The sequence below is a fragment of the Enterobacter sp. ENT02 genome, assembly GCF_019219165.1.
Taxonomy (GTDB): domain Bacteria; phylum Pseudomonadota; class Gammaproteobacteria; order Enterobacterales; family Enterobacteriaceae; genus Enterobacter; species Enterobacter mori.
Genome location: NZ_JAHUWD010000006.1, coordinates 44895 through 63907 on the forward strand (window position 1 = coordinate 44895; position 19013 = coordinate 63907).

At 57.6% G+C, this 19013-nt stretch carries 19 protein-coding genes; 12 read left to right on the forward strand and 7 right to left on the reverse strand.

The window, feature by feature from the left end:
- Positions 1–15 precede the first annotated feature (15 nt).
- Positions 16–1212 carry an NAD(P)/FAD-dependent oxidoreductase gene (locus KW829_RS17255; protein ID WP_218308705.1) on the forward strand — a complete coding sequence of 399 codons (1197 nt, stop codon included), beginning with the start codon at positions 16–18 and terminating at the stop codon, positions 1210–1212.
- Between the two features lie 32 nt (positions 1213–1244).
- On the opposite strand, the gene KW829_RS17260 is transcribed toward KW829_RS17255, so the two are convergent.
- Together KW829_RS17260 and KW829_RS17265 are read right to left on the reverse strand one after the other, a co-directional pair.
- Complete coding sequence (locus tag KW829_RS17260; RefSeq protein ID WP_218308706.1) at positions 1245–2198, reverse strand: hydroxyacid dehydrogenase; 954 nt, start codon at positions 2196–2198, stop codon at positions 1245–1247.
- A complete protein-coding gene (locus tag KW829_RS17265; protein ID WP_218308707.1) occupies positions 2198–2890 on the reverse strand; it encodes an RraA family protein in 693 nt (230 codons plus the stop codon). Before KW829_RS17265 ends, KW829_RS17260 begins: the two co-directional genes overlap by 1 nt.
- A 169-nt stretch (positions 2891–3059) precedes the next feature.
- Here KW829_RS17265 and KW829_RS17270 point away from each other — a divergent pair, with 169 nt between their 5' ends.
- A complete protein-coding gene (locus tag KW829_RS17270) occupies positions 3060–3797 on the forward strand; it encodes an IclR family transcriptional regulator (RefSeq protein WP_010436618.1) in 738 nt (245 codons plus the stop codon).
- Between the two features lie 35 nt (positions 3798–3832).
- Here KW829_RS17270 and KW829_RS17275 read toward each other — a convergent pair whose 3' ends face one another.
- The gene (locus KW829_RS17275; RefSeq protein ID WP_218308708.1) at positions 3833–5167 is read right to left on the reverse strand and encodes an MFS transporter; all 1335 of its coding nucleotides are present in this window, start codon (positions 5165–5167) and stop codon (positions 3833–3835) included.
- A gap of 329 nt (positions 5168–5496) precedes the next feature.
- Between KW829_RS17275 and KW829_RS17280 the strand changes: the two genes are divergently transcribed.
- Entirely contained in the window at positions 5497–6522 is a 1026-nt protein-coding gene (locus tag KW829_RS17280) for a TerC/Alx family metal homeostasis membrane protein (protein ID WP_042717234.1), read from the forward strand.
- A 496-nt stretch (positions 6523–7018) separates the two neighbouring features.
- Here the strand turns inward: KW829_RS17280 and KW829_RS17285 are convergent, their stop codons facing one another.
- Entirely contained in the window at positions 7019–7681 is a 663-nt protein-coding gene (locus tag KW829_RS17285; RefSeq protein WP_089598690.1) for an HAD family hydrolase, read from the reverse strand.
- Positions 7682–7918: 237 nt separating this feature from the next.
- Here KW829_RS17285 and KW829_RS17290 point away from each other — a divergent pair, with 237 nt between their 5' ends.
- Complete coding sequence (locus tag KW829_RS17290) at positions 7919–8446, forward strand: NlpC/P60 family protein (RefSeq protein ID WP_172701559.1); 528 nt, start codon at positions 7919–7921, stop codon at positions 8444–8446.
- A gap of 4 nt (positions 8447–8450) precedes the next feature.
- Here KW829_RS17290 and KW829_RS17295 read toward each other — a convergent pair whose 3' ends face one another.
- On the reverse strand, positions 8451–9245 hold the full coding sequence (locus KW829_RS17295; RefSeq protein WP_100167316.1) for an SDR family NAD(P)-dependent oxidoreductase: 795 nt from the start codon (positions 9243–9245) through the stop codon (positions 8451–8453).
- A 32-nt stretch (positions 9246–9277) separates the two neighbouring features.
- Entirely contained in the window at positions 9278–10159 is an 882-nt protein-coding gene (locus KW829_RS17300; protein WP_218308709.1) for a LysR family transcriptional regulator, read from the reverse strand.
- A 99-nt stretch (positions 10160–10258) separates the two neighbouring features.
- Here KW829_RS17300 and KW829_RS17305 point away from each other — a divergent pair, with 99 nt between their 5' ends.
- From KW829_RS17305 to arnF, 8 genes are all read left to right on the forward strand, one after another.
- Positions 10259–10765 (forward strand): phenolic acid decarboxylase, encoded by a 507-nt coding sequence (locus KW829_RS17305; RefSeq protein WP_108417671.1) that lies wholly within the window; start codon positions 10259–10261, stop codon positions 10763–10765.
- A gap of 323 nt (positions 10766–11088) precedes the next feature.
- Positions 11089–12228: a UDP-4-amino-4-deoxy-L-arabinose aminotransferase gene (arnB, locus tag KW829_RS17310; protein WP_218308710.1), complete on the forward strand. Its 1140-nt coding sequence runs from the start codon at positions 11089–11091 to the stop codon at positions 12226–12228.
- A 1-nt stretch (position 12229) separates the two neighbouring features.
- Positions 12230–13213 carry an undecaprenyl-phosphate 4-deoxy-4-formamido-L-arabinose transferase gene (arnC, locus tag KW829_RS17315; RefSeq protein WP_010436594.1) on the forward strand — a complete coding sequence of 328 codons (984 nt, stop codon included), beginning with the start codon at positions 12230–12232 and terminating at the stop codon, positions 13211–13213.
- Positions 13210–15192, forward strand: a complete 1983-nt coding sequence (arnA, locus tag KW829_RS17320; protein WP_010436592.1) for a bifunctional UDP-4-amino-4-deoxy-L-arabinose formyltransferase/UDP-glucuronic acid oxidase ArnA — start codon at positions 13210–13212, stop codon at positions 15190–15192. The genes arnC and arnA overlap by 4 nt, the downstream gene beginning before the upstream one ends.
- A complete protein-coding gene (gene arnD, locus KW829_RS17325; RefSeq protein WP_218308711.1) occupies positions 15189–16091 on the forward strand; it encodes a 4-deoxy-4-formamido-L-arabinose-phosphoundecaprenol deformylase in 903 nt (300 codons plus the stop codon). Before arnA ends, arnD begins: the two co-directional genes overlap by 4 nt.
- Positions 16088–17743, forward strand: a complete 1656-nt coding sequence (gene arnT, locus KW829_RS17330; protein ID WP_218308712.1) for a lipid IV(A) 4-amino-4-deoxy-L-arabinosyltransferase — start codon at positions 16088–16090, stop codon at positions 17741–17743. The genes arnD and arnT overlap by 4 nt, the downstream gene beginning before the upstream one ends.
- On the forward strand, positions 17740–18066 hold the full coding sequence (gene arnE, locus KW829_RS17335) for a 4-amino-4-deoxy-L-arabinose-phosphoundecaprenol flippase subunit ArnE (protein WP_218308713.1): 327 nt from the start codon (positions 17740–17742) through the stop codon (positions 18064–18066). Before arnT ends, arnE begins: the two co-directional genes overlap by 4 nt.
- Complete coding sequence (gene arnF / locus KW829_RS17340) at positions 18063–18467, forward strand: 4-amino-4-deoxy-L-arabinose-phosphoundecaprenol flippase subunit ArnF (protein WP_218308714.1); 405 nt, start codon at positions 18063–18065, stop codon at positions 18465–18467. The genes arnE and arnF overlap by 4 nt, the downstream gene beginning before the upstream one ends.
- Here the strand turns inward: arnF and acpT are convergent.
- Positions 18418–19011 carry a 4'-phosphopantetheinyl transferase AcpT gene (acpT, locus tag KW829_RS17345; protein WP_010436580.1) on the reverse strand — a complete coding sequence of 198 codons (594 nt, stop codon included), beginning with the start codon at positions 19009–19011 and terminating at the stop codon, positions 18418–18420. The genes arnF and acpT overlap by 50 nt on opposite strands.
- Positions 19012–19013 lie beyond the last annotated feature (2 nt).

The following is a 19013-nucleotide window of genomic DNA, read 5'->3' on the forward strand; positions in this document are numbered from 1 at the left end:
GAAGAGGATTTTGACGTGGAAAGGTTTGATGCCGTGGTAATTGGCGCCGGTGCGGCGGGTATGTTTTGTGCGGCAATGGCCGGACAGGCGGGTCGTCGCGTGCTGCTGCTGGATAACGGTAAAAAGCCAGGCCGGAAGATCCTGATGTCCGGCGGCGGGCGCTGCAACTTTACTAATCTGTATGTTGAACCCGCGGCCTATTTGAGCCAAAACCGTCATTTTTGCAAATCTGCGCTGGCGCGTTACACCCAGTGGGATTTTATCGATCTGGTGGGTAAGCACGGCATCGCGTGGCATGAGAAAACGCTGGGCCAGCTGTTCTGCGACGACTCCGCGCAGCAGATTGTCGATATGCTGGTGGCCGAGTGCGAGAAGGGTGGCGTGACGATGCGCCTGCGTACGGACGTGCTGGAGGTCGCCCGCGACGAGCAGGGTTACAGGCTACAGCTGAACGGTGAAACCGTCAGCGCCGACAGCCTGGTGATCGCCAGTGGCGGCCTGTCGATGCCGGGGCTGGGCGCGTCCCCGTTCGGCTATAAAATTGCCGAACAGTTTGGCCTGAAGGTGCTGCCTACGCGTGCCGGTCTGGTGCCGTTCACGCTGCATAAACCGCTTCTGGAACAGCTCCAGACGCTTTCCGGCGTGTCCGTTCCCTCGGTCATTACCGCCGAAGACGGCACGGTGTTCCGCGAAAACCTGCTCTTTACCCATCGCGGCCTCTCCGGTCCGGCGGTGCTGCAAATCTCCAGCTATTGGCAGCCGGGCGAATTTGTGACGGTAAACCTGGTGCCGGACTGCGATCTGGACGTGTTCCTCAACGAGCAGCGTACCGCGCACCCGAATCAGAGCCTGAAAAATACCCTGGCGATGCAGCTGCCGAAGCGTCTGGTGGAGTGCCTGCAGGTGCTGGGGCAGATCCCCGATGTGTCGCTTAAGCAGCTAAACAGCCGCGAGCAGGACGCGCTGGTCGAGACGCTGACAGCCTGGCGCGTTCAGCCAAACGGCACCGAGGGCTACCGCACGGCGGAAGTGACGCTGGGCGGTGTCGATACGCACGAGCTTTCTTCGCGCACCATGGAAGCACGCAATGTTCCAGGGCTCTACTTCATAGGTGAAGTGATGGACGTCACCGGCTGGCTCGGCGGGTATAACTTCCAGTGGGCGTGGGCCAGCGCCTGGGCGTGCGCGCAGGCGCTGGCAGAGAAACCGTGACGGAAGGGCGTTTCGGTTCGTCCATTTTCGAGCTAGCGGCTGACGGTAAGCATTCTTTCATCAGCCGCACTCAAAACGTCTACAATATTTCTGGCCGCCACGGTTCCCATTTTTATATATGACGCTGCGCTGACGCCGCCAATATGCGGGGAGATAATGATGTTATCGATGCCCTGCCAGATGTGCGGCGCGGTCAGCGGTTCGCTGGTAAAGCTGTCCAGCCCCGCGCTGTGCAGTGTTCCATCCTTTAACGCTGCGAACAATGACCTGTCGTGAATCAAGCCGCCGCGTGCCGTATTCACCAGGATAGCGTTTCGTTTAACGTGCGCGAGCGTCTCCGTATTGATCATGCCCCGATTTTCGTCGGTGAGCGGACAATGCAAAGAAATCACATCGGAGCGGGACAGAAGGTCAGTCAGGGTATCAGTGCGCTCGCAGACGGAAGGCATTGATTTAGCGTAGGGATCGTAAGCCAGAACCCGCATACCAAAGGCGTGACCCATATTCGCCACCCGCGAGCCAATCGCCCCCAGCCCGATCAGCCCCAGCGTTTGCCCCTCCAGTTCGATGGATTTATGCGTGGCTTTGTCCCAGTGCCCTTCGCGCAGTCGCGTGTCCAGGGACACCACGGATTTGGCGCAGGCGAGAATCAACGCCCAGGTGTGTTCCGCCACCGCCGCTGCGTTTGCCCCCGGCGCGGATCGGACGGCGATGTTACGCTCGGCCGCCGCCGCCAGGTCTATCACATCGATCCCGCTTCCGTGTTTGGAAATAACCTTCAGGGTAGGCGCAGCATCCATGATTTTCGCGGTTATCTTGCCGTAACGTACCAGTATTGCCACCGGGTTATGCTGCTCGCACAGCGCAATAAGCCCATCCTCCGTGGGCTGGCGACCCGCAAACACCACCTCAAAACCCTGCAACATTTCCATGGCCTGCTCCGCCAGGTCGCTTCCGGTAACAATGACTACCTTTTTGTTTTCCATTACAGCGTCTCCCCGTCCGCCAGCATGCCCGCCTTGCGCAGCGCGTCGTTAAGCCAGTGTGGACGTAAATTTCCCTCGCGGATGGCGGCAAGACGTTTAGTCTCCATCTCCAGCTTTCCTTTTGCCAGGGCGATAATCTGCTGAACCTCATCGCGCGGGATCACCACCACGCCGTCGATATCGGCTACCACTAAATCTCCTGCCTGTACCGTCGCGCCGGCAACGGAAATCGGATGGTTAACCCGGCCAGGAATAGACTTTGTCGGGCCGCAGGGATTCAGACCGGCAGAGAAAACGGGATAGTTACCCTTGCTCAGCGTGTCAGCGTCACGCACTGCTCCGTCGATGATGATCCCGGCAATCCCGCTCGCCTGGGCCTGGGTTGCCATAATTTCACCCAGTAGCGCACAGCTCAGATCGCCTTTTCCATCGACGACCAGAACATCCCCGGGTTGGGCAACCGCCATCGCGGCGTGAATGGCCAGATTATCGCCTGGCCGTACCTCAACGGTGACGGCCGGACCCGCAACGGCCATATGCGGTGCCAGCGGCTTGATGCGGCCATGGAGCGTGCCGCGGCGTCCGGCAACATCCGCGAGGATAGCTGCCTGATACTCTGCGGCCTGGCGAACCTCTTCAGCAGAAACGCGTTCGAAGTGGCGATTGATCGTTGGTTTTTCAGAAACGGACATGAATGCCTCCATATTGTTTTACTGTGTACAATGTAGGTGTACAATACGAAACAACTATAGCGGTGTTGCTTTCCTTTTAGCCAGACCCGAGAGGGGGTTTGTGATGTAAACACGAAGTGACTCACAAAATTTGAGGTACACTCACTGCCGGGCTGAAAAGGAGATAATGATGGGGAATGAAGGCGTTGTAGCGGTTGAAAAAGCGCTGGCTTTACTGGATTGCTTCCGTCCTGGCGATGAAAGCCTGACGCTGACCGCGCTGGCTCAGCTATCGGGTTATCATAAAACCACGGTTTACCGCTTGATGAATTCTCTTGAACGGATGAACTATGTCGTCAGGCATGATGACGGCAATTATGCGCTTGGCCCTCGTCTGCTTTACCTCGGTAAGCTGTATGAACAGTCTTTCCATCTTTCCAGGGTAGTTCAGCCTGAGCTACAGGCTTTATCCCTGGCTTCTCAGGAGAGTGCCAGCTGGTATGTGTTAGAGGGCGGGCAACGTCTGTGCCTGTTTCGTGCTGAAGCCTCACATGGGCTTCGTCACAGCAATCTTCCCGGCACACAGTTCCCGCTGGACGATTCTGCCATCAGTCAGGTTCTGCGCCATTGGGGTCTTAATGAACGCCTGCCGGACGGTGAGCCTGCTGTTCCACTCTACACCGCAGGTGCCCGCGATCCCCATACTGCTGCGTTTGCAATGCCGGTCTTCGGTGTTCACGACAAGTTGATTGCGGTGCTGGCTTTGACCGGGCCCATATCAAGATTGACAGAAGACCGCAGGGAGCAAGGTATCAGCCAGTTGATGCATGACACTGCCAGCCGCCTGTCACAGAAAATGGGGGCGAGTAAGCCCTTCTGCCAGCAGTTTTACGGTGAAACGAGCGATACAGCAGAAGAAAACCGTTAACGAAAAGCGGGACACGCGTCCCGCTTTTGTTATCGTTAATTTGTGACCTGCTTCTCGTGTAGCTGAGTGTTGCGGCTCTGTCGGCCCATCATCAGCACCGCGATCCCCCCCGCCACACACAGCGCGGCCAGCGGAAGCATAGCCAGCGTATAACTGCCCGTCCGCTCATTGATAATACCGTACGCATTTACCATTACTGCTCCGCCAATCAGGTTCGCGATGGCGCCAATCGCGGCGAGTCCTGCTGCTGCCGAGGTACTGCTCATCCAGCCGGACGCCAGCGCCCAGAAAGGCCCTTTCATTGAATAAGCGCCGATGAGCATGATGCTGAGAATAACAATGGTGGCAGCAAGGGAGACGCTGACAAATGCGGCAAATACGCCTGCGGCAATCATGAAAAGCGTCAGCGCGGTATGCCAGCGGCGTTCGTTGGTTCGGTCAGAACTTCGTCCCCATACAATCATGAGTACGGATGCCAGACCGTACGGGATGGCGTTGAACAGGCCTGTCTCAAGATTATTGAGATGGAAGGATTTCAGCAGTTGAGGAGACCATACGCTGATGGTCGTGCCGGCAGACGATGCGCCAGCGTAAATCAGCGCCAGCAGCCAGATTTGGCGGTGCTTCAGCAGCTGCCACGTCGTTTGATGTCCAATATTCTTTTGCTGATTGCGCTCGTTTTCCAGCGTGGTTTCCAGCCATTGCTTCTGCTCACTGCTGAGCCAGTTCGCCTGATGGGGGCGATCGCGGAGAATAAACCAGGCGGCAATGCCGAGCAGTACGGCGGGCAAACCTTCAATGATAAACAGCAGATGCCAGCCACGCAGACCCAGCCAGCCGTCCATGGACAGTATCAACCCGGAAAGCGGGGAGCCGATGAAGTTGGCGAGTGGGATGGCGACCATAAAGGAGGCAATAATGCGTGCGCGGTAACGGGAAGGGATCCACCAGGTCAGATAAAGCACGACGCCAGGGAAGAAGCCCGCCTCTGCGGCGCCGAGAAGAAAACGGACGATATAGAGCGACGTGGTGTTCTGGACCAGCGACATACACATGGAGACAATGCCCCAGCTAATCATGATGCGCGGGATCCACAGCCGCGCGCCGACTTTTTGCATCGCCAGGTTGCTTGGCACTTCAAACAAAAAATAGGCCACAAAGTAAAGGCTGCTGGCGAAGCCAAATGCCGCTTTGCTGAGGCCAAGATCCTCATTCATCTGCAGCGAAGCCATGCCGATATTACCGCGATCGATAATGGAGATCAGATAGCTGACGATGAGGAACGGCAGGATACGCCAGATCACTTTCCGCATCGTCTCTTTTTCTATCTCCTCAGTGGCGGTTGCGCCATAACGTGTTTGTTCTGTCATTGTGTCCTCGCAGGGTTTATTCTTGGTTTTATCAGGTACAACTCGGTTTTATTAAACAAAACCACTATAGCGGCGGCGCGTTCTTTTTATCCAGTTAATGGAAGGTTTAAATTATGTAAATAAGAGGTGACTCACATATAAAGTTCTTAACGTAATGCGTCTAAACGGCAGATGCGCCACCCTACGTTGTGAGGTAAAGTACACACCTTGCGCAGTCACAGAGCTGCGGTTTTGAGGGTGGAGACGTTGATCAACAGTCCACCCTTTTTCTCGGCTGGTTTACGCCAGTCTGCATGGTGCTGTGTTTTGCCTCTATAAAAGGGTTGTGTATGTCTGCTGCTCATCTCGGTTTCCCGACGGAAACCGTTGTTGTCTTTGTCGTAATGGCCGTTGGGGCGATGTTTATTGACCTCTTCATGCACCGTCACGATAAACCTGTCTCGCTGAAAAGCGCGGCGATGTGGTCCGTTTTCTGGTTCTCGATGGCGATGGCGTTTGCCGGGTTCCTGTACATCCACCACGGTGCCGAAATGGCGAGCCTGTTCCTTACCGGCTACGCGCTTGAGGAAGTTCTCTCCATCGATAACCTGTTCGTGATGATGGCCATCTTCGCCTGGTTTGGTGTGCCGGATAAATACCGTCACCGTGTGCTCTACTGGGGCGTGCTGGGGGCGATTGTTTTCCGCGGTATCTTTGTGGCTATCGGCACCAGCCTGTTAAGTCTGGGACCGTACGTTGAGGTGGTTTTCGCGCTGGTCGTCGGCTGGACGGCGGTGATGATGCTCAAGCGTAATGAAGAGAGCGATGAAGTTGAAGATTACTCCGGTCATCTGGCTTATCGTCTGGTAAAACGCTTTTACCCGGTCTGGCCGAAAATCAGCAGCCACGCGTTTATCCTGACGCAAAAAGAGGTGGATGCTGAGCTGGAGAAGCCAGAAAACCAGGACGTCATGGTTGGCCGCGTGAAGAAAGCGAAGCGCTACGCGACGCCGTTACTGCTCTGTGTGGCGGTGGTGGAACTCTCTGACGTAATGTTCGCGTTTGACTCCGTACCGGCCATTATCGCGGTGAGCCGCGAACCGCTGATTATCTACAGCGCCATGATGTTCGCTATCCTCGGCCTGCGTACCCTTTACTTCGTGCTGGAAGCGCTGAAGCAGTACCTGGTGCACCTCGAGAAAGCCGTAGTGCTGCTGCTGTTCTTTGTGGCATTCAAGCTGGGTCTGAATGCCACCGATCACTTCTGGCATCACGGTTACAGCATTGGCGCGACGGCCAGTCTGTTTGTGGTATTGGGCGTGCTGGCGCTGGGGATTATTGCGAGCGTGATGTTCCCGGGGAAACGCACTGCCTGATGCATCGTTTGTCTCCCTCCCCCCGTGGGTTGAGGGATCCCCACAAAATAATGCCGGCAAAGACGACTCCCTCTCCCTTGAGGGAGAGGGCTGGGGTGAGGGGGAACATACGGCTGTGGAGGTTATTCCGTTCACTTTATGTTCCTTGCTACTCTGCAAGGACATAACCGGTGAACGTGCCAGGGTGGCTCAGTCGCCACCACCCTGGCGACCCCGGCTCCCGGCGGTAAATCGCCGCTTCGCGGTGCCCTCGGCTTATTCCTTCCGGCTTATCGGGTACGGGCGGAGGTAACATCCCTGTAAAGCCCGCCCTCTCGGCGCATCCCTGCGCCTCGCCCCGGCCGGAAGGCAAACGCCTCAGCGATTTACAGCCGGACCAGGGCGTCGCTGTGAGTCATTGGTTATCCTGAAACAACATTCATCGCTTCCGGTTAAAAAATTACTGGGGATCCCTCTCCCACGGGGAGAGGGCCGGGGTGAGGGCAAAAGACCGCACTTACCCCTTAATCGGTGAATTCCGACGCTTGCGCGGATGATGGAAGTGACGCCAGTGTGGATCCTGCGCTGCCGCCAGCAGTTCGTGGTCACCACGGGTGTCACCCCAGGCGCGCAGGTGGTAGGTGTTAAGATCGCCGTAGACCTTTTCCAGCCTCGCGACTTTCTGTGCACAGCGGCAGTTATTGCCGGTGATACGCCCGGTCAGCTTGCCGTTTTTCACTTCCAGCTGCGTACCAATCAGCTTAATGCCGAGCTTATCCGCCCACGGCTGAAGCACCAGTGCCGGGGAGGCGGAGCAGATAGTCACTTCCGCACCGGAATTGACCTCAGCCGCCACGGCTAAAACCCCTTCAGGGCGCATCAGCTTGTTCCAGTATTTTTCACAAAAGGCTTCCGCCTGCTGACGTAACCAGTGCTCGTCCACCCCTGTCAGGAACGTTTTGATCAACACCTCTTTCAGCTCATCACGCGTTAGCTTGCGGCGCACGCAGTGGAGCGTCGGTAACGCCATCCGTACCAGCCGTCCCGCAAAGTAACGCTTGCCAAAGGCAAAGCGCAGGAAAGGGATAAAGCTGTCGTGATGCGTCAATGTTCCATCAAAGTCAAAGACAGAGAGCACGTGGGATTTGGCCACGGCGTCGTCGGCAATCATATTGGTCATAAAAACGTCTTAGCTGAAATACACATTCTGCTCATTAGTTTACCTGCTTTAACGCCACAGTCCTTATACCACGCGCGTTTTTTTCTCATTCTTGCGACAGGGCCGAAGAGTCCAAAATCAGACCCGATAACAATTGGATGAAAAACGAACAGTCTATATTATCGCCACATTGCACGATTTTTGGGGAAATATTGGCCCCACCCGTAAGGAAAAACTCACTCACTGCTTCTTTTTGATATGACTCTTAGATCGCTTATTTCAATACTCTCGTTAAGTTTTGCCTCGTTTTCAGCATTTAGTTTTCAACTGCCTGCTTCCATGTTGTCAATGAACAGCGAGCTGTCGGCATCCCCGGCAACGTCCGGGCTGATGCATCAGCAAACGGGTCCGCTACGTTCCCGCATTCTCGATCAATACCAGAAATGGAAAGGGACCCACTACCAGTGGGGAGGAACCACGCATCGCGGGGTAGATTGCTCTGCGCTGATGCAGCATCTCTTCAGTGATGCCGCCCATCTGGAGCTGCCGCGCACCACGAGCGAACAGATCCATCGCGGTGTGCAGGTGGCACAATACCGTTTGAAGGCCGGAGATTTGGTGTTTTTCCAGACGGGCCCGAACCGAAAGCATGTGGGTGTTTATATTGGTGATAGCCAGTTCATTCACGCCTCGAGCAGCCAGGGCGTAACGGTTTCAACCCTGACGGACAACTACTGGCAGGAACATTTCATCACCGCCCGCCGGGTGGCGGGCGCTGCAGCCTGACGGCTCAGATGATGTCATCCACTACGCCACCATCGACGCGCAGTGCTGCACCGGAGGTGGCGGAGGCCTGCGTCGAACAGACATACACCACCATATTCGCCACTTCTTCCACCGTCGCGGCGCGCTGAATCACCGAGCTGGGGCGATTAGCCATCACAAACTCTTTCGCCAGTTGCTCCAGCGATTTCCCGGTTTTCTCGATCTCGTCCTTCATCATCCCGGCAAAACCGTCGGACATCGTCGGTCCTGGCAGGACGCTGTTAACCGTGACGCCGCTTCCGGCTACAAATTTCGCCAGCCCGCGCGCCAGCGAGAGCTGCGCCGTTTTGGTCACGCCATAGTGGATCATATCAGCCGGAATATTGCAGGCTGATTCGGACGAAATAAACACCACGCGCCCCCAGCCTTTCTGCACCATGCCGGGCAGCAGGGCGCGGGAGAGGCGCACGCCGGACATTACGTTGGTCTGCCAGTAACGCTCCCAGGTGTCATCGTCGGTGGAGTAGAAATCCTGCGGGCCGTAAATCCCCGCGTTGTTGACCAGAATGTCGACGTTCGTTGCCACGTTCAGCAGCGCGTCCACCCCGTCCGGTGTACTGAGATCGGCAATGGCCGCCCGCACCTGCACGCCGGGCACGACCTGCTGGAGTTGCTGAATACCCTTGTTCACCGAGTCCGTGCTGCGGCCATTCACAATCACTTCCGCACCACTTTCAGCCAGCCCTCGGGCGATAGCGAACCCAATCCCGCCGGTTGAGGCGGTCACCAGCGCCACTTTCCCCGTAAAATCGATTTTCATGCTCCGCTCCTTGTGGTTTTAACGTTCAGACCTTAAAGCGTAGCAGGTGAGGATGACGGCTCCTGTTTAAAAAGGTGCAGCAGGGTGTCCACCTGCTCGTCCAGAGGATTGAGCGAGCGCTTAACGATGAGGTGCAGCGGCGTCGCGCGGCGCACGCCGTGGCTGAGCGGCAGCGCTTTCAGAACGCCTTGTTCCAGCTGCGTTTGAATACGCTCTTCCGGCAGCCAGCCGTATCCAACCTGGTTCATCACCGCTTCGATGGCGGCATCAATGGTGGAAAATGTCCAGGACCCGCCAGCAGGACGGGCAGCAGGCTGGCTGTCCGCAATTTGGATCAGCGGCCACGGGCGCAGCAGTTCATCGTTCAGCGGTGAATCAAGTGCAAACAGAGGGTGCTCGTGATGGGCAACGGCAATAAAGTCGATATTCATCAGCCATTCACCCAGTCCGGTAATGTCCTGGCGGCGGGTGAGGATCATCACGTCGGCTTCATCATTCAGCGCATCGTCGCGGCTGTTTTCCAGCACTTCGGTAAGCCGCACCTGCGTTTGCGGATAGCGCTGCTGGAACTGCCGCAAAATGGCGAACAGGCGGCGACGCGGGAAAATACTGTCAACCATGAGGTCGAGCCGGGTCCGCATGCCGCTCTGCAGCGTCGCGGCGCGCGTCTCGACGTAAGAGAACGCCTTCAGCAGCGGTTTAACCTGACTCAGTAATAATTCCCCTGCGGGAGTGAGCACGGCCCGTCTTCCCTCCGCCATCAGCAGCGCCACGCCCAGCCGCTCCTGCAGCAGCGACAGGTTATAGCTGACCGAAGACTGGCTGCGGTGGGTCTCTTCCGCTGCTTTAGCAAAGCTGCCAGCCTCCACCACTCTCTCCAGCAATGCCCATTGTTCGAGCGTCGTCTTGTGCATAATTAATCTAAAATTTGGATGAATTTGATTCAAACATAGCGTTATTCATTCGTTTTTTGAAGGAATAAGATCGTCTCATCAAAACAAAGGAGACATCTTATGAACACCTTCGACAAACATGATTTAAGCGGCTTCGTCGGCAAACATCTGGTTTATACCTACGATAATGGCTGGAACTATGAAATTTACGTCAAAAACGAAAACACCCTCGACTACCGTATTCACAGCGGCCTGGTCGGTAACCGCTGGGTGAAAGACCAGCAGGCGTACATCGTCCGCGTTGGGGAGAGCATCTATAAAATCTCCTGGACCGAGCCCACCGGCACCGACGTGAGCCTGATTGTGAACCTGGGCGACAGCCTGTTCCACGGCACGATCTTCTTCCCGCGCTGGGTAATGAACAATCCGGAAAAAACCGTCTGCTTCCAGAACGATCATATTCCGCTGATGAATAGCTATCGCGATGCGGGCCCGGCATATCCAACCGAAGTGATTGATGAATTTGCCACTATTACTTTTGTTCGCGACTGCGGTGCTAACGATGAAAGCGTTATTGCGTGCGCTGCCAGTGAACTTCCAAAAAACTTTCCTGATAATTTAAAATAAGCACGACAATTAACTAAAAAGAAAAGTTCCCGGCTCATTTCATATTTATTCGAAATGGTCGGGAATTTTTTGTTTGTTGATGTTTGGTTTAGATAAAAAGCGCGTTAACGGTGAGCGTAATCACAAAATAAATAATTCATAATTTAATAACTATTTGTTTATTAATTGATTTTAGTTGTTTGGCTATTCCTCTTTTTCGCCATCTTAATTTTTCCCTAAGAAATGAACGTTACCTTGAGATGAGTTTATGGTTCGTTGAAATAAACGCGTCGGCATTTGGTTAATATCAAAAAGTTGCCTTAAACATCTCAAGGAAATTAATAATGCGTGATTTTTTGCCGTTTTCTCGTCCTTCAATGGGCGCTGAGGAAATCGCCGCAGTGCAGGAGGTATTAACCTCCGGCTGGATCACCACCGGGCCGAAAAATCAGGCGCTGGAAGACGCGTTTTGTACGCTTACCGGAAACCGTCATGCGATTGCCGTCTCCTCCGCCACGGCGGGGATGCATGTCACTCTGATGGCGATGGATATCGGTCCCGGCGATGAGGTGATTACCCCCTCCCTGACCTGGGTGTCGACGCTGAATATAATCGTGCTGCTGGGCGCCACGCCGGTGATGATCGACGTCGACAAAGAGACGCTGATGGTGACGCCTGAGGCGGTCGAGGCCGCCATTACGCCCCGCACGAAAGCCATTGTGCCGGTGCATTATGCGGGCGCACCGTGCGATATCGACGCCATTAGCGCCGTCGGTGAACGCCACGGTATTCCCGTCATTGAAGATGCCGCCCATGCCGCCGGAACCTACTACAAAAACCGTCACGTGGGCTGGCAGGGCACGGCCATCTTCTCGTTTCACGCCATCAAAAACATGACCTGCGCCGAAGGTGGCCTGGTGGTGACGGATGACGCACAGCTGGCGCAAAAAATCCGCAGCCTGAAGTTCCACGGTCTGGGCGTAGATGCCTATGACCGCCAGACCCACGGCCGCGCGCCGCAGGCGGAGGTCATCACCCCCGGCTTCAAATACAACCTTGCGGATATCAACGCCGCGCTGGCGCTGGTCCAGCTGGGCAAGCTGGGCGAGGCCAATAAGCGCCGTCGCGACATTGCCGACCGCTACCGGCTTGAACTCGCGGATACCCCTTTCCAGCCGCTGCGCACCCCGGCCTGGCCACATCTGCACGCCTGGCATCTGTTTATTATTCGCGTGGATGAAGCCCGGTGCGGCATCTCGCGCGATGCCCTGATGGCCGCGCTGAAAGAGCAGGGCATCGGTACCGGCCTGCACTTCCGCGCGGCCCACACGCAAAAATATTACCGCGAGCGTTTTCCGGAGGTCTCACTCCCGAACACCGAATGGAACAGCGCGCGTATTTGTTCTCTCCCTCTTTTCCCGGACATGACCCATGACGACACAACCCGCGTCATTACCGCGCTCCATCAGCTTGCAGGACATTGATATGTTCAGCGCGCCGCCCGTTCAAAAAGTCTCCGTGGTGATCCCGGTCTACAACGAGCAGGAGAGCCTGCCGGAACTGATCCGCCGCACAACCGCTGCCTGCGACACTCTGGGCAAGGCTTACGAAATTCTGTTGGTGGATGATGGCAGCAGCGATGACTCCGCGATGATGCTGACCGACGCCGCGCAGGCGGAGGGCAGCCATATTGTTGCCGTGCTGCTTAACCGTAACTATGGCCAGCACTCGGCGATCATGGCCGGGTTCAGCCACGTGACGGGCGATCTGGTGATAACGCTGGACGCTGACCTGCAAAACCCGCCGGAAGAGATCCCACGCCTGGTTGCCAAAGCCGACGAGGGCTACGACGTGGTCGGCACCGTGCGGCAAAACCGTCAGGACAGCCTGTTCCGCAAGCTGGCGTCACGCACCATTAACCGGCTGATCCAGCGCACCACCGGCAAAGCGATGGGCGATTACGGCTGCATGCTGCGCGCCTATCGCCGCCACATCATCGACGCCATGCTGCACTGCCACGAACGCAGTACCTTCATTCCGATTCTGGCGAACACCTTTGCCCGCAAAGCGACGGAGATCCCGGTGCTGCACGCCGAGCGCGAGCACGGAGAGTCAAAGTACAGCTTTATGCGTCTGATCAACCTGATGTACGACCTCATCACCTGCCTGACCACCACGCCGCTGCGCCTGCTGAGCGTTTTCGGCAGCGTTATCGCGCTGGCCGGGTTTGCGCTTTCCGTTCTGCTGGTCGTGCTGCGGCTGGCCTTTGGCCCGCAGTGGGCGGCGGAAGGGGTCTTTATGCTGTTTGCCGTGCTGTTCATGTTCATCGGCGCCCAGTTCATTGGTATGGGCCTGCTCGGTGAATATATCGGCCGTATTTACAACGATGTTCGCGCGCGTCCGCGCTACTTTATTCAACGGGTTGTCCGTCAGGAACACACCGCATCTCAAGAGGAAAAACACCCATGAAAGCTGTCGTCTTCGCCTATCACGATATGGGGTGCTCGGGCACGCAAGCCTTGCTGGACGCGGGCTTCGACATTACGGCCATCTTCACGCATCCGGACGTTGCCGGAGAAAACCATTTCTTTGGCTCGGTGGCGCGTATTGCGGCTGAACACGGGATCCCGGTGTACGCCCCGGACGACGTGAACCACCCGCTGTGGGTGGATCGCATTCAGAAACTCGCGCCGGACGTGATTTTCTCGTTCTATTACCGCAACCTGCTCTGCGATGCGATCCTGAGCGTGGCAGACAAAGGGGCGTTCAACCTGCACGGCTCCCTGCTGCCAGCCTACCGTGGCCGCGCCCCGCTGAACTGGGCGCTGGTTAACGGTGAAACGGAAACCGGCGTAACGCTGCACAAAATGGTGCGACGTGCCGATGCGGGCGGCATCGTGGCGCAGCAGAAAGTGAGCATTGACGCCGATGAGACGGCGCTGGAGCTGCACCGCAAGCTCTGCACCGCCGCGCAAAGCCTGCTGCGCGACGCGCTGCCGACGATCCTTCAGGGAACCTTTACCGAAACCGCGCAGGATGAAAGCAAGGCCAGCTGCTTCGGTCGCCGCACGCCGGAAGATGGCCGTCTGGACTGGAACCAACCGGCCCGCCAGCTGCACAACCTGGTACGCGCCGTGACCGACCCGTGGCCGGGCGCATACAGCTTTGCGGGCGTGAGTAAATTTATCGTCTGGAAATCCCGCGTGCGTGACGACATCCCTGCCGCCAAACCGGGCACCGTCGTCTCGGTCTCCCCGCTGATTGTGAGCTGTGGCGAGCAGGCGCTGGAGATCGTCACCGGACAAACCGACAGCGGCTTGTACGTTCAGGGGGCGCAGCTGGCGCAGTCTCTGGGGCTGGTGGCGGGGGCGCTGATCACCAGCGCGCCGGTGGTGGCGCTCAAACGGCGCACGCGCGTGTTGATCCTCGGGGTGAACGGGTTTATCGGTAACCACCTCACCGAGCGCCTGCTGAAAGACGACAACTACGAGATTTACGGTCTGGACATTGGATCCGATGCGATCGGCCGTTTCCTCGGTAATCCGCGCTTCCACTTCGTTGAAGGGGACATCAGCATCCACTCCGAATGGATCGAGTACCACATCAAGAAATGCGACGTGGTGCTGCCGCTGGTGGCGATTGCCACACCGATTGAGTACACCCGTAACCCGCTGCGTGTATTCGAGCTGGATTTCGAAGAGAACCTGAAGATTATCCGCGACTGCGTGAAATACGATAAGCGCATCATCTTCCCGTCCACTTCTGAGGTGTACGGCATGTGTACCGATAAGAACTTCGACGAGGACACCTCCAGCCTGGTGGTCGGGCCGATCAACAAGCAGCGCTGGATCTACTCCGTCTCCAAGCAGCTGCTGGATCGCGTGATTTGGGCCTACGGCGAGAAAGAGGGGCTACGCTTTACCCTGTTCCGTCCGTTTAACTGGATGGGGCCGCGTCTGGATAACCTGAACGCCGCGCGTATCGGCAGCTCCCGCGCCATCACCCAATTGATCCTGAACCTGGTGGAAGGGTCGCCCATTAAGCTTATCGAAGGCGGCAAACAGAAACGCTGCTTCACCGATATCAGCGACGGCATCGAAGCGCTGTTCCGCATCATCGAAAACAAAGACGGCCGTTGCAACGGGGAGATCATCAACATCGGCAACCCGGACAACGAAGCGAGCATCCGCGAGCTGGCTGAAATGCTGCTGGCAAGCTTTGAGCGCCATCCGCTGCGCAGCCAGTTCCCGCCGTTTGCCGGGTTCCGCGAAGTGGAGAGTAGCAGCTACTACGGCAAAGGCTATCAGGACGTAGAGCACCGTAAGCCGAGCATCCGCAACGCGAAGCGCTGCCTGAACTGGACGCCAACCGTGAAGATGGAGCAGACCATTGATGAAACACTCGACTTCTTCCTGCGCACCGTGGAGCTGTCGGAACAGGCATCATGAAAAAGGTCGGTTTACGCATTGATGTCGACACCTTTCGCGGCACCCGCGAAGGCGTCCCGCGGCTGCTGGAACTGCTGAGCAAGCACGACGTGCGTGCCAGCATTTTCTTCAGCGTCGGGCCAGACAACATGGGGCGTCATCTGTGGCGCCTGGTTAAACCGGCATTTCTGTACAAAATGCTGCGCTCGCGCGCGGCATCCCTCTACGGCTGGGATATTTTGCTGGCGGGGACCGCCTGGCCCGGCAGGCGCATCGGGGCGGGGAATGAGGCGATTATCTGCGAAGCGGCGCATCAGCACGAAGTGGGGCTTCACGCCTGGGATCACCATGCCTGGCAGGCCTGGGCGGGCGTCTGGGATATTCCGCGCCTGGAACAAGACGTCGAGCTCGGCGTGCAGGAGCTGGAGGCGATTACCGGCCAGCCCGTGCGCTGTTCCGCCGCGGCGGGATGGCGTGCCGACCAGCGCGTGGTGAAAGCCAAGGAGATCTTCGCGTTTCGCTATAACAGCGATTGTCGCGGTACCGCCCCGTTTTTACCGCTGTTAGGGAACGAGCGCACCGGTACGGTTCAAATTCCTGTCACGCTCCCGACCTGGGATGAAGTGGTCGGGCGCGACGTCAGTGCCGCAGGGTTTAACCGCTACATACTGGACTGCATGCATCGCGATGAGGGTACGCCGGTCTACACGATTCACGCTGAGGTGGAAGGGATCGCGTATCAGCATGATTTTGATGCGCTGTTGACGATGGCTGCCGCCGAGGGCATTCACTTCAGCCCGCTCGGCGATATGCTGCCAGACGATCTCAGCACCTTGCCGGTCGGCAAAATTGTGCGCAATGAAATGGCCGGTCGGGAAGGCTGGCTTGGCTATCAACAAACCGTGAGCCCGGTATCATGAAAGCAGCCCGTTATGGCGTAGCACTTCTCGCACTGTTTATTGTTTACTACGTTATCCCGGTCGATCTCCGCCTGTTGTGGCAGCCGGACGAGACGCGCTACGCGGAAATCAGCCGTGAAATGCTCGCCTCAGGCGACTGGATTGTGCCGCATTTTCTCGGCCTGCGTTACTTTGAAAAGCCGATTGCCGGTTACTGGGTTAACAGCATCGGGCAGCTGATCTTTGGTCACTCCAACTTTGCCGTGCGCGCCGGAGCGATCTTCTCCACCGGGTTGACGGCGCTGCTGGTCATCTGGCTCGCCTGGCGCCTCTGGCAGGATAAGCGGGTGGCGATTTTCTCCGGCCTTATCTTCTTAACGTTGTTCCTGGTCTATGGCATCGGCACCTACGCCGTGCTGGATCCGATTATCGCCCTGTGGCTGGCGTTAGCGATGTGCAGCTTCTGGCTGGCCGCACGGTCGAAAACCGTGGCCGGAAAAGCGGGGGGCTACATTCTGCTGGGGCTGGCCTGCGGCATGGGCGTCATGACCAAAGGCTTCCTGGCGCTGGCGGTTCCGGTGATGGGCGTGCTGCCGTGGGTGATTGCGCAGAAACGCTGGAAAGAGGTGCTTGTTTTTGGCTGGCTGGCGATCCTGAGCTGCGTGCTTATCGTCCTGCCCTGGGGGCTGGCAATCGCCCAGCGCGAACCGGATTTCTGGCGTTACTTCTTCTGGGTGGAGCATATCCAGCGTTTTGCACAGAGCGATGCCCAGCATAAAGCGCCGTTCTGGTACTACCTGCCGTTCCTCGTCGCGGGGAGTCTGCCCTGGCTGGCGCTGCTGCCGGGCGCGCTGCGCCTCGGCTGGCGTGAGAGGCAAAATGAGGGGGCGGGGCTCTATCTGCTGGGCTGGGTGGTGATGCCGCTGCTGTTCTTCAGCATCGCCAAAGGCAAGCTGCCCACCTATATCCTGCCGTGCTTCGCGCCGCTGGCTATCCTGATGGCGCGCTACGCCTGCACGATGGCGGAAAAAGGGGCCCGCGTGCTGCGCGTCAACGGCGGCATCAACCTCGCGTTTGGCATTATCGGCGTGGTGGCGGCGCTGGTGGTGTCGCCGTGGGGACTCGCTAAACATCCGGTCTGGACATCGGTTGAACTGTACAAAGTCTTCTGTGCCGCGATCGCTTTTCTTATCTGGGCCGCGGTGGGCTGGATTACGCTGAAGCAGAGCGCGCGGCGCTGGTGGCTCGCGGCACTCTGTCCTGTCGGTCTTGCGCTGCTCATTGGGTTTGCCATCCCTAACCTGGTGGTGGATTCCAAACAGCCGCAGTCGCTGGTGGATACCGTGCGTATGCCGCTGGAGGAGAGCCGGTTTGTGCTGGCAAACAACGTTGGCGTGGCGTCGGGGCTGGCGTGGGAACTGAATCGTCATGACATCATTCTTTTTGGCCAGACCGGGGAGCTGAAATATGGCCTCGGTTACCCGGATGTGAAAGGACGGTTTGTGAGCAACGGTGACATCGCACAATGGCTCGAAATGCATCGTCAGCAGGGGCCGGTATCACTGGTGATCCTGCTTTCAAAAAACGATGACATTGCCCGTGCCGGGCTGCCGAAACCGGACAGCCTGACGATTCAGGGGCGTCTGGCCTACCTGCAATATCTGCCGCAATGATGGCCTGGATCTGGCTGGTACTGGCAAGCCTGCTGAGCTGCGCAGGGCAGCTGTGTCAGAAACAGGCAACCCGGGCGAAGGGCGGTCAGCGAACTGCCCTGTGGCTTGGGCTGGCCTTGCTGGCGCTTGGCTGCGGGATGCTTGCCTGGCTGGTGGTGTTGCAGCTTCTGCCTGTCGGCGTGGCTTACCCCATGCTCAGTCTGAACGTTGTCTGGGTCACGCTGGCGGCGAAAATCGTCTGGCATGAGTCCGTCCCGTCACGCCACTGGCTGGGCGTCGGGTTGATTATGGTCGGGATTATCCTGCTGGGAGGAAGCCTGTGAAGGGGACATGTTGGGCGTTATGCAGCGTGGTGTTGGTCAGCGTGGCGCAGCTGGTGCTGCGCCACGCCATGGTGACGCTGCCGCCGGTGAGTGACGCCTTTTTTGCTGCCCTCTGGCACGCCGCGCCCGGCACGGGAACCTTGATGCTGGGTCTAACTGGCTATGTTGCCTCGATGGGCTGCTGGTATCTGGCCCTGCAGCGCATGGCGCTCAGTAGAGCCTATGCCCTGCTGAGTCTCAGCTACATTCTGGTGTGGGGTGCCGCCGTTGTGCTGCCCGGCTGGGGAGAACACTTTTCCTGGCGCGGGCTGGCGGGTGTTGGCCTGATTATTCTCGGCGTGCTGACGATCTTTATGCCGCAGACGTATTGGGGTAAGAAATCGACTCGGCGGTCAAGGTAAAGGGCGTCGGGGTACACACCGCCAGGCTCAGCGTGCCGAAGCGCAGCTGGCTCACCGAATGCGTCTGCGCGGTGCTGTCGATGCTGACAATCTGCCAGGCGCTGCCGCCACGCTGTTTTACAATCGCCTCTTTCCGCGTCCAGATACGCCAGAAGGCAGAAAGCTGTTCCTCGGGCGCTTCGCGCTCAAGCTCTTCATGCTCGGTGATGCTAAAGACGGCATTCGCCAGCGCCTGCCAGTTCTGCCGCGGGCGGATCACTTCGATATCGCAGCCGACTTCACCTTCGTCGCTCATCAATAAGGCAATGTCGTCGCCGCTATGGCTCAGGTTGAACCACAACGGGTGCCCCTTCGCAAAAGCCGGTTTTCCCTGTTCACCGTAAATGATGTCGGGCAGCGGCGAGGGGGATAATGTTCTGGCGAGCAGCGTCCGGCCTGCAAGCCAGGATGCGTTTCGCGCACCCTGAGGTGCCCTGTCTGCGAGCGTTGACGCCAGCGGGTCCGCGCTAAGGGTGGAGATTTTTCCCAGTACAAACTGGTACATAG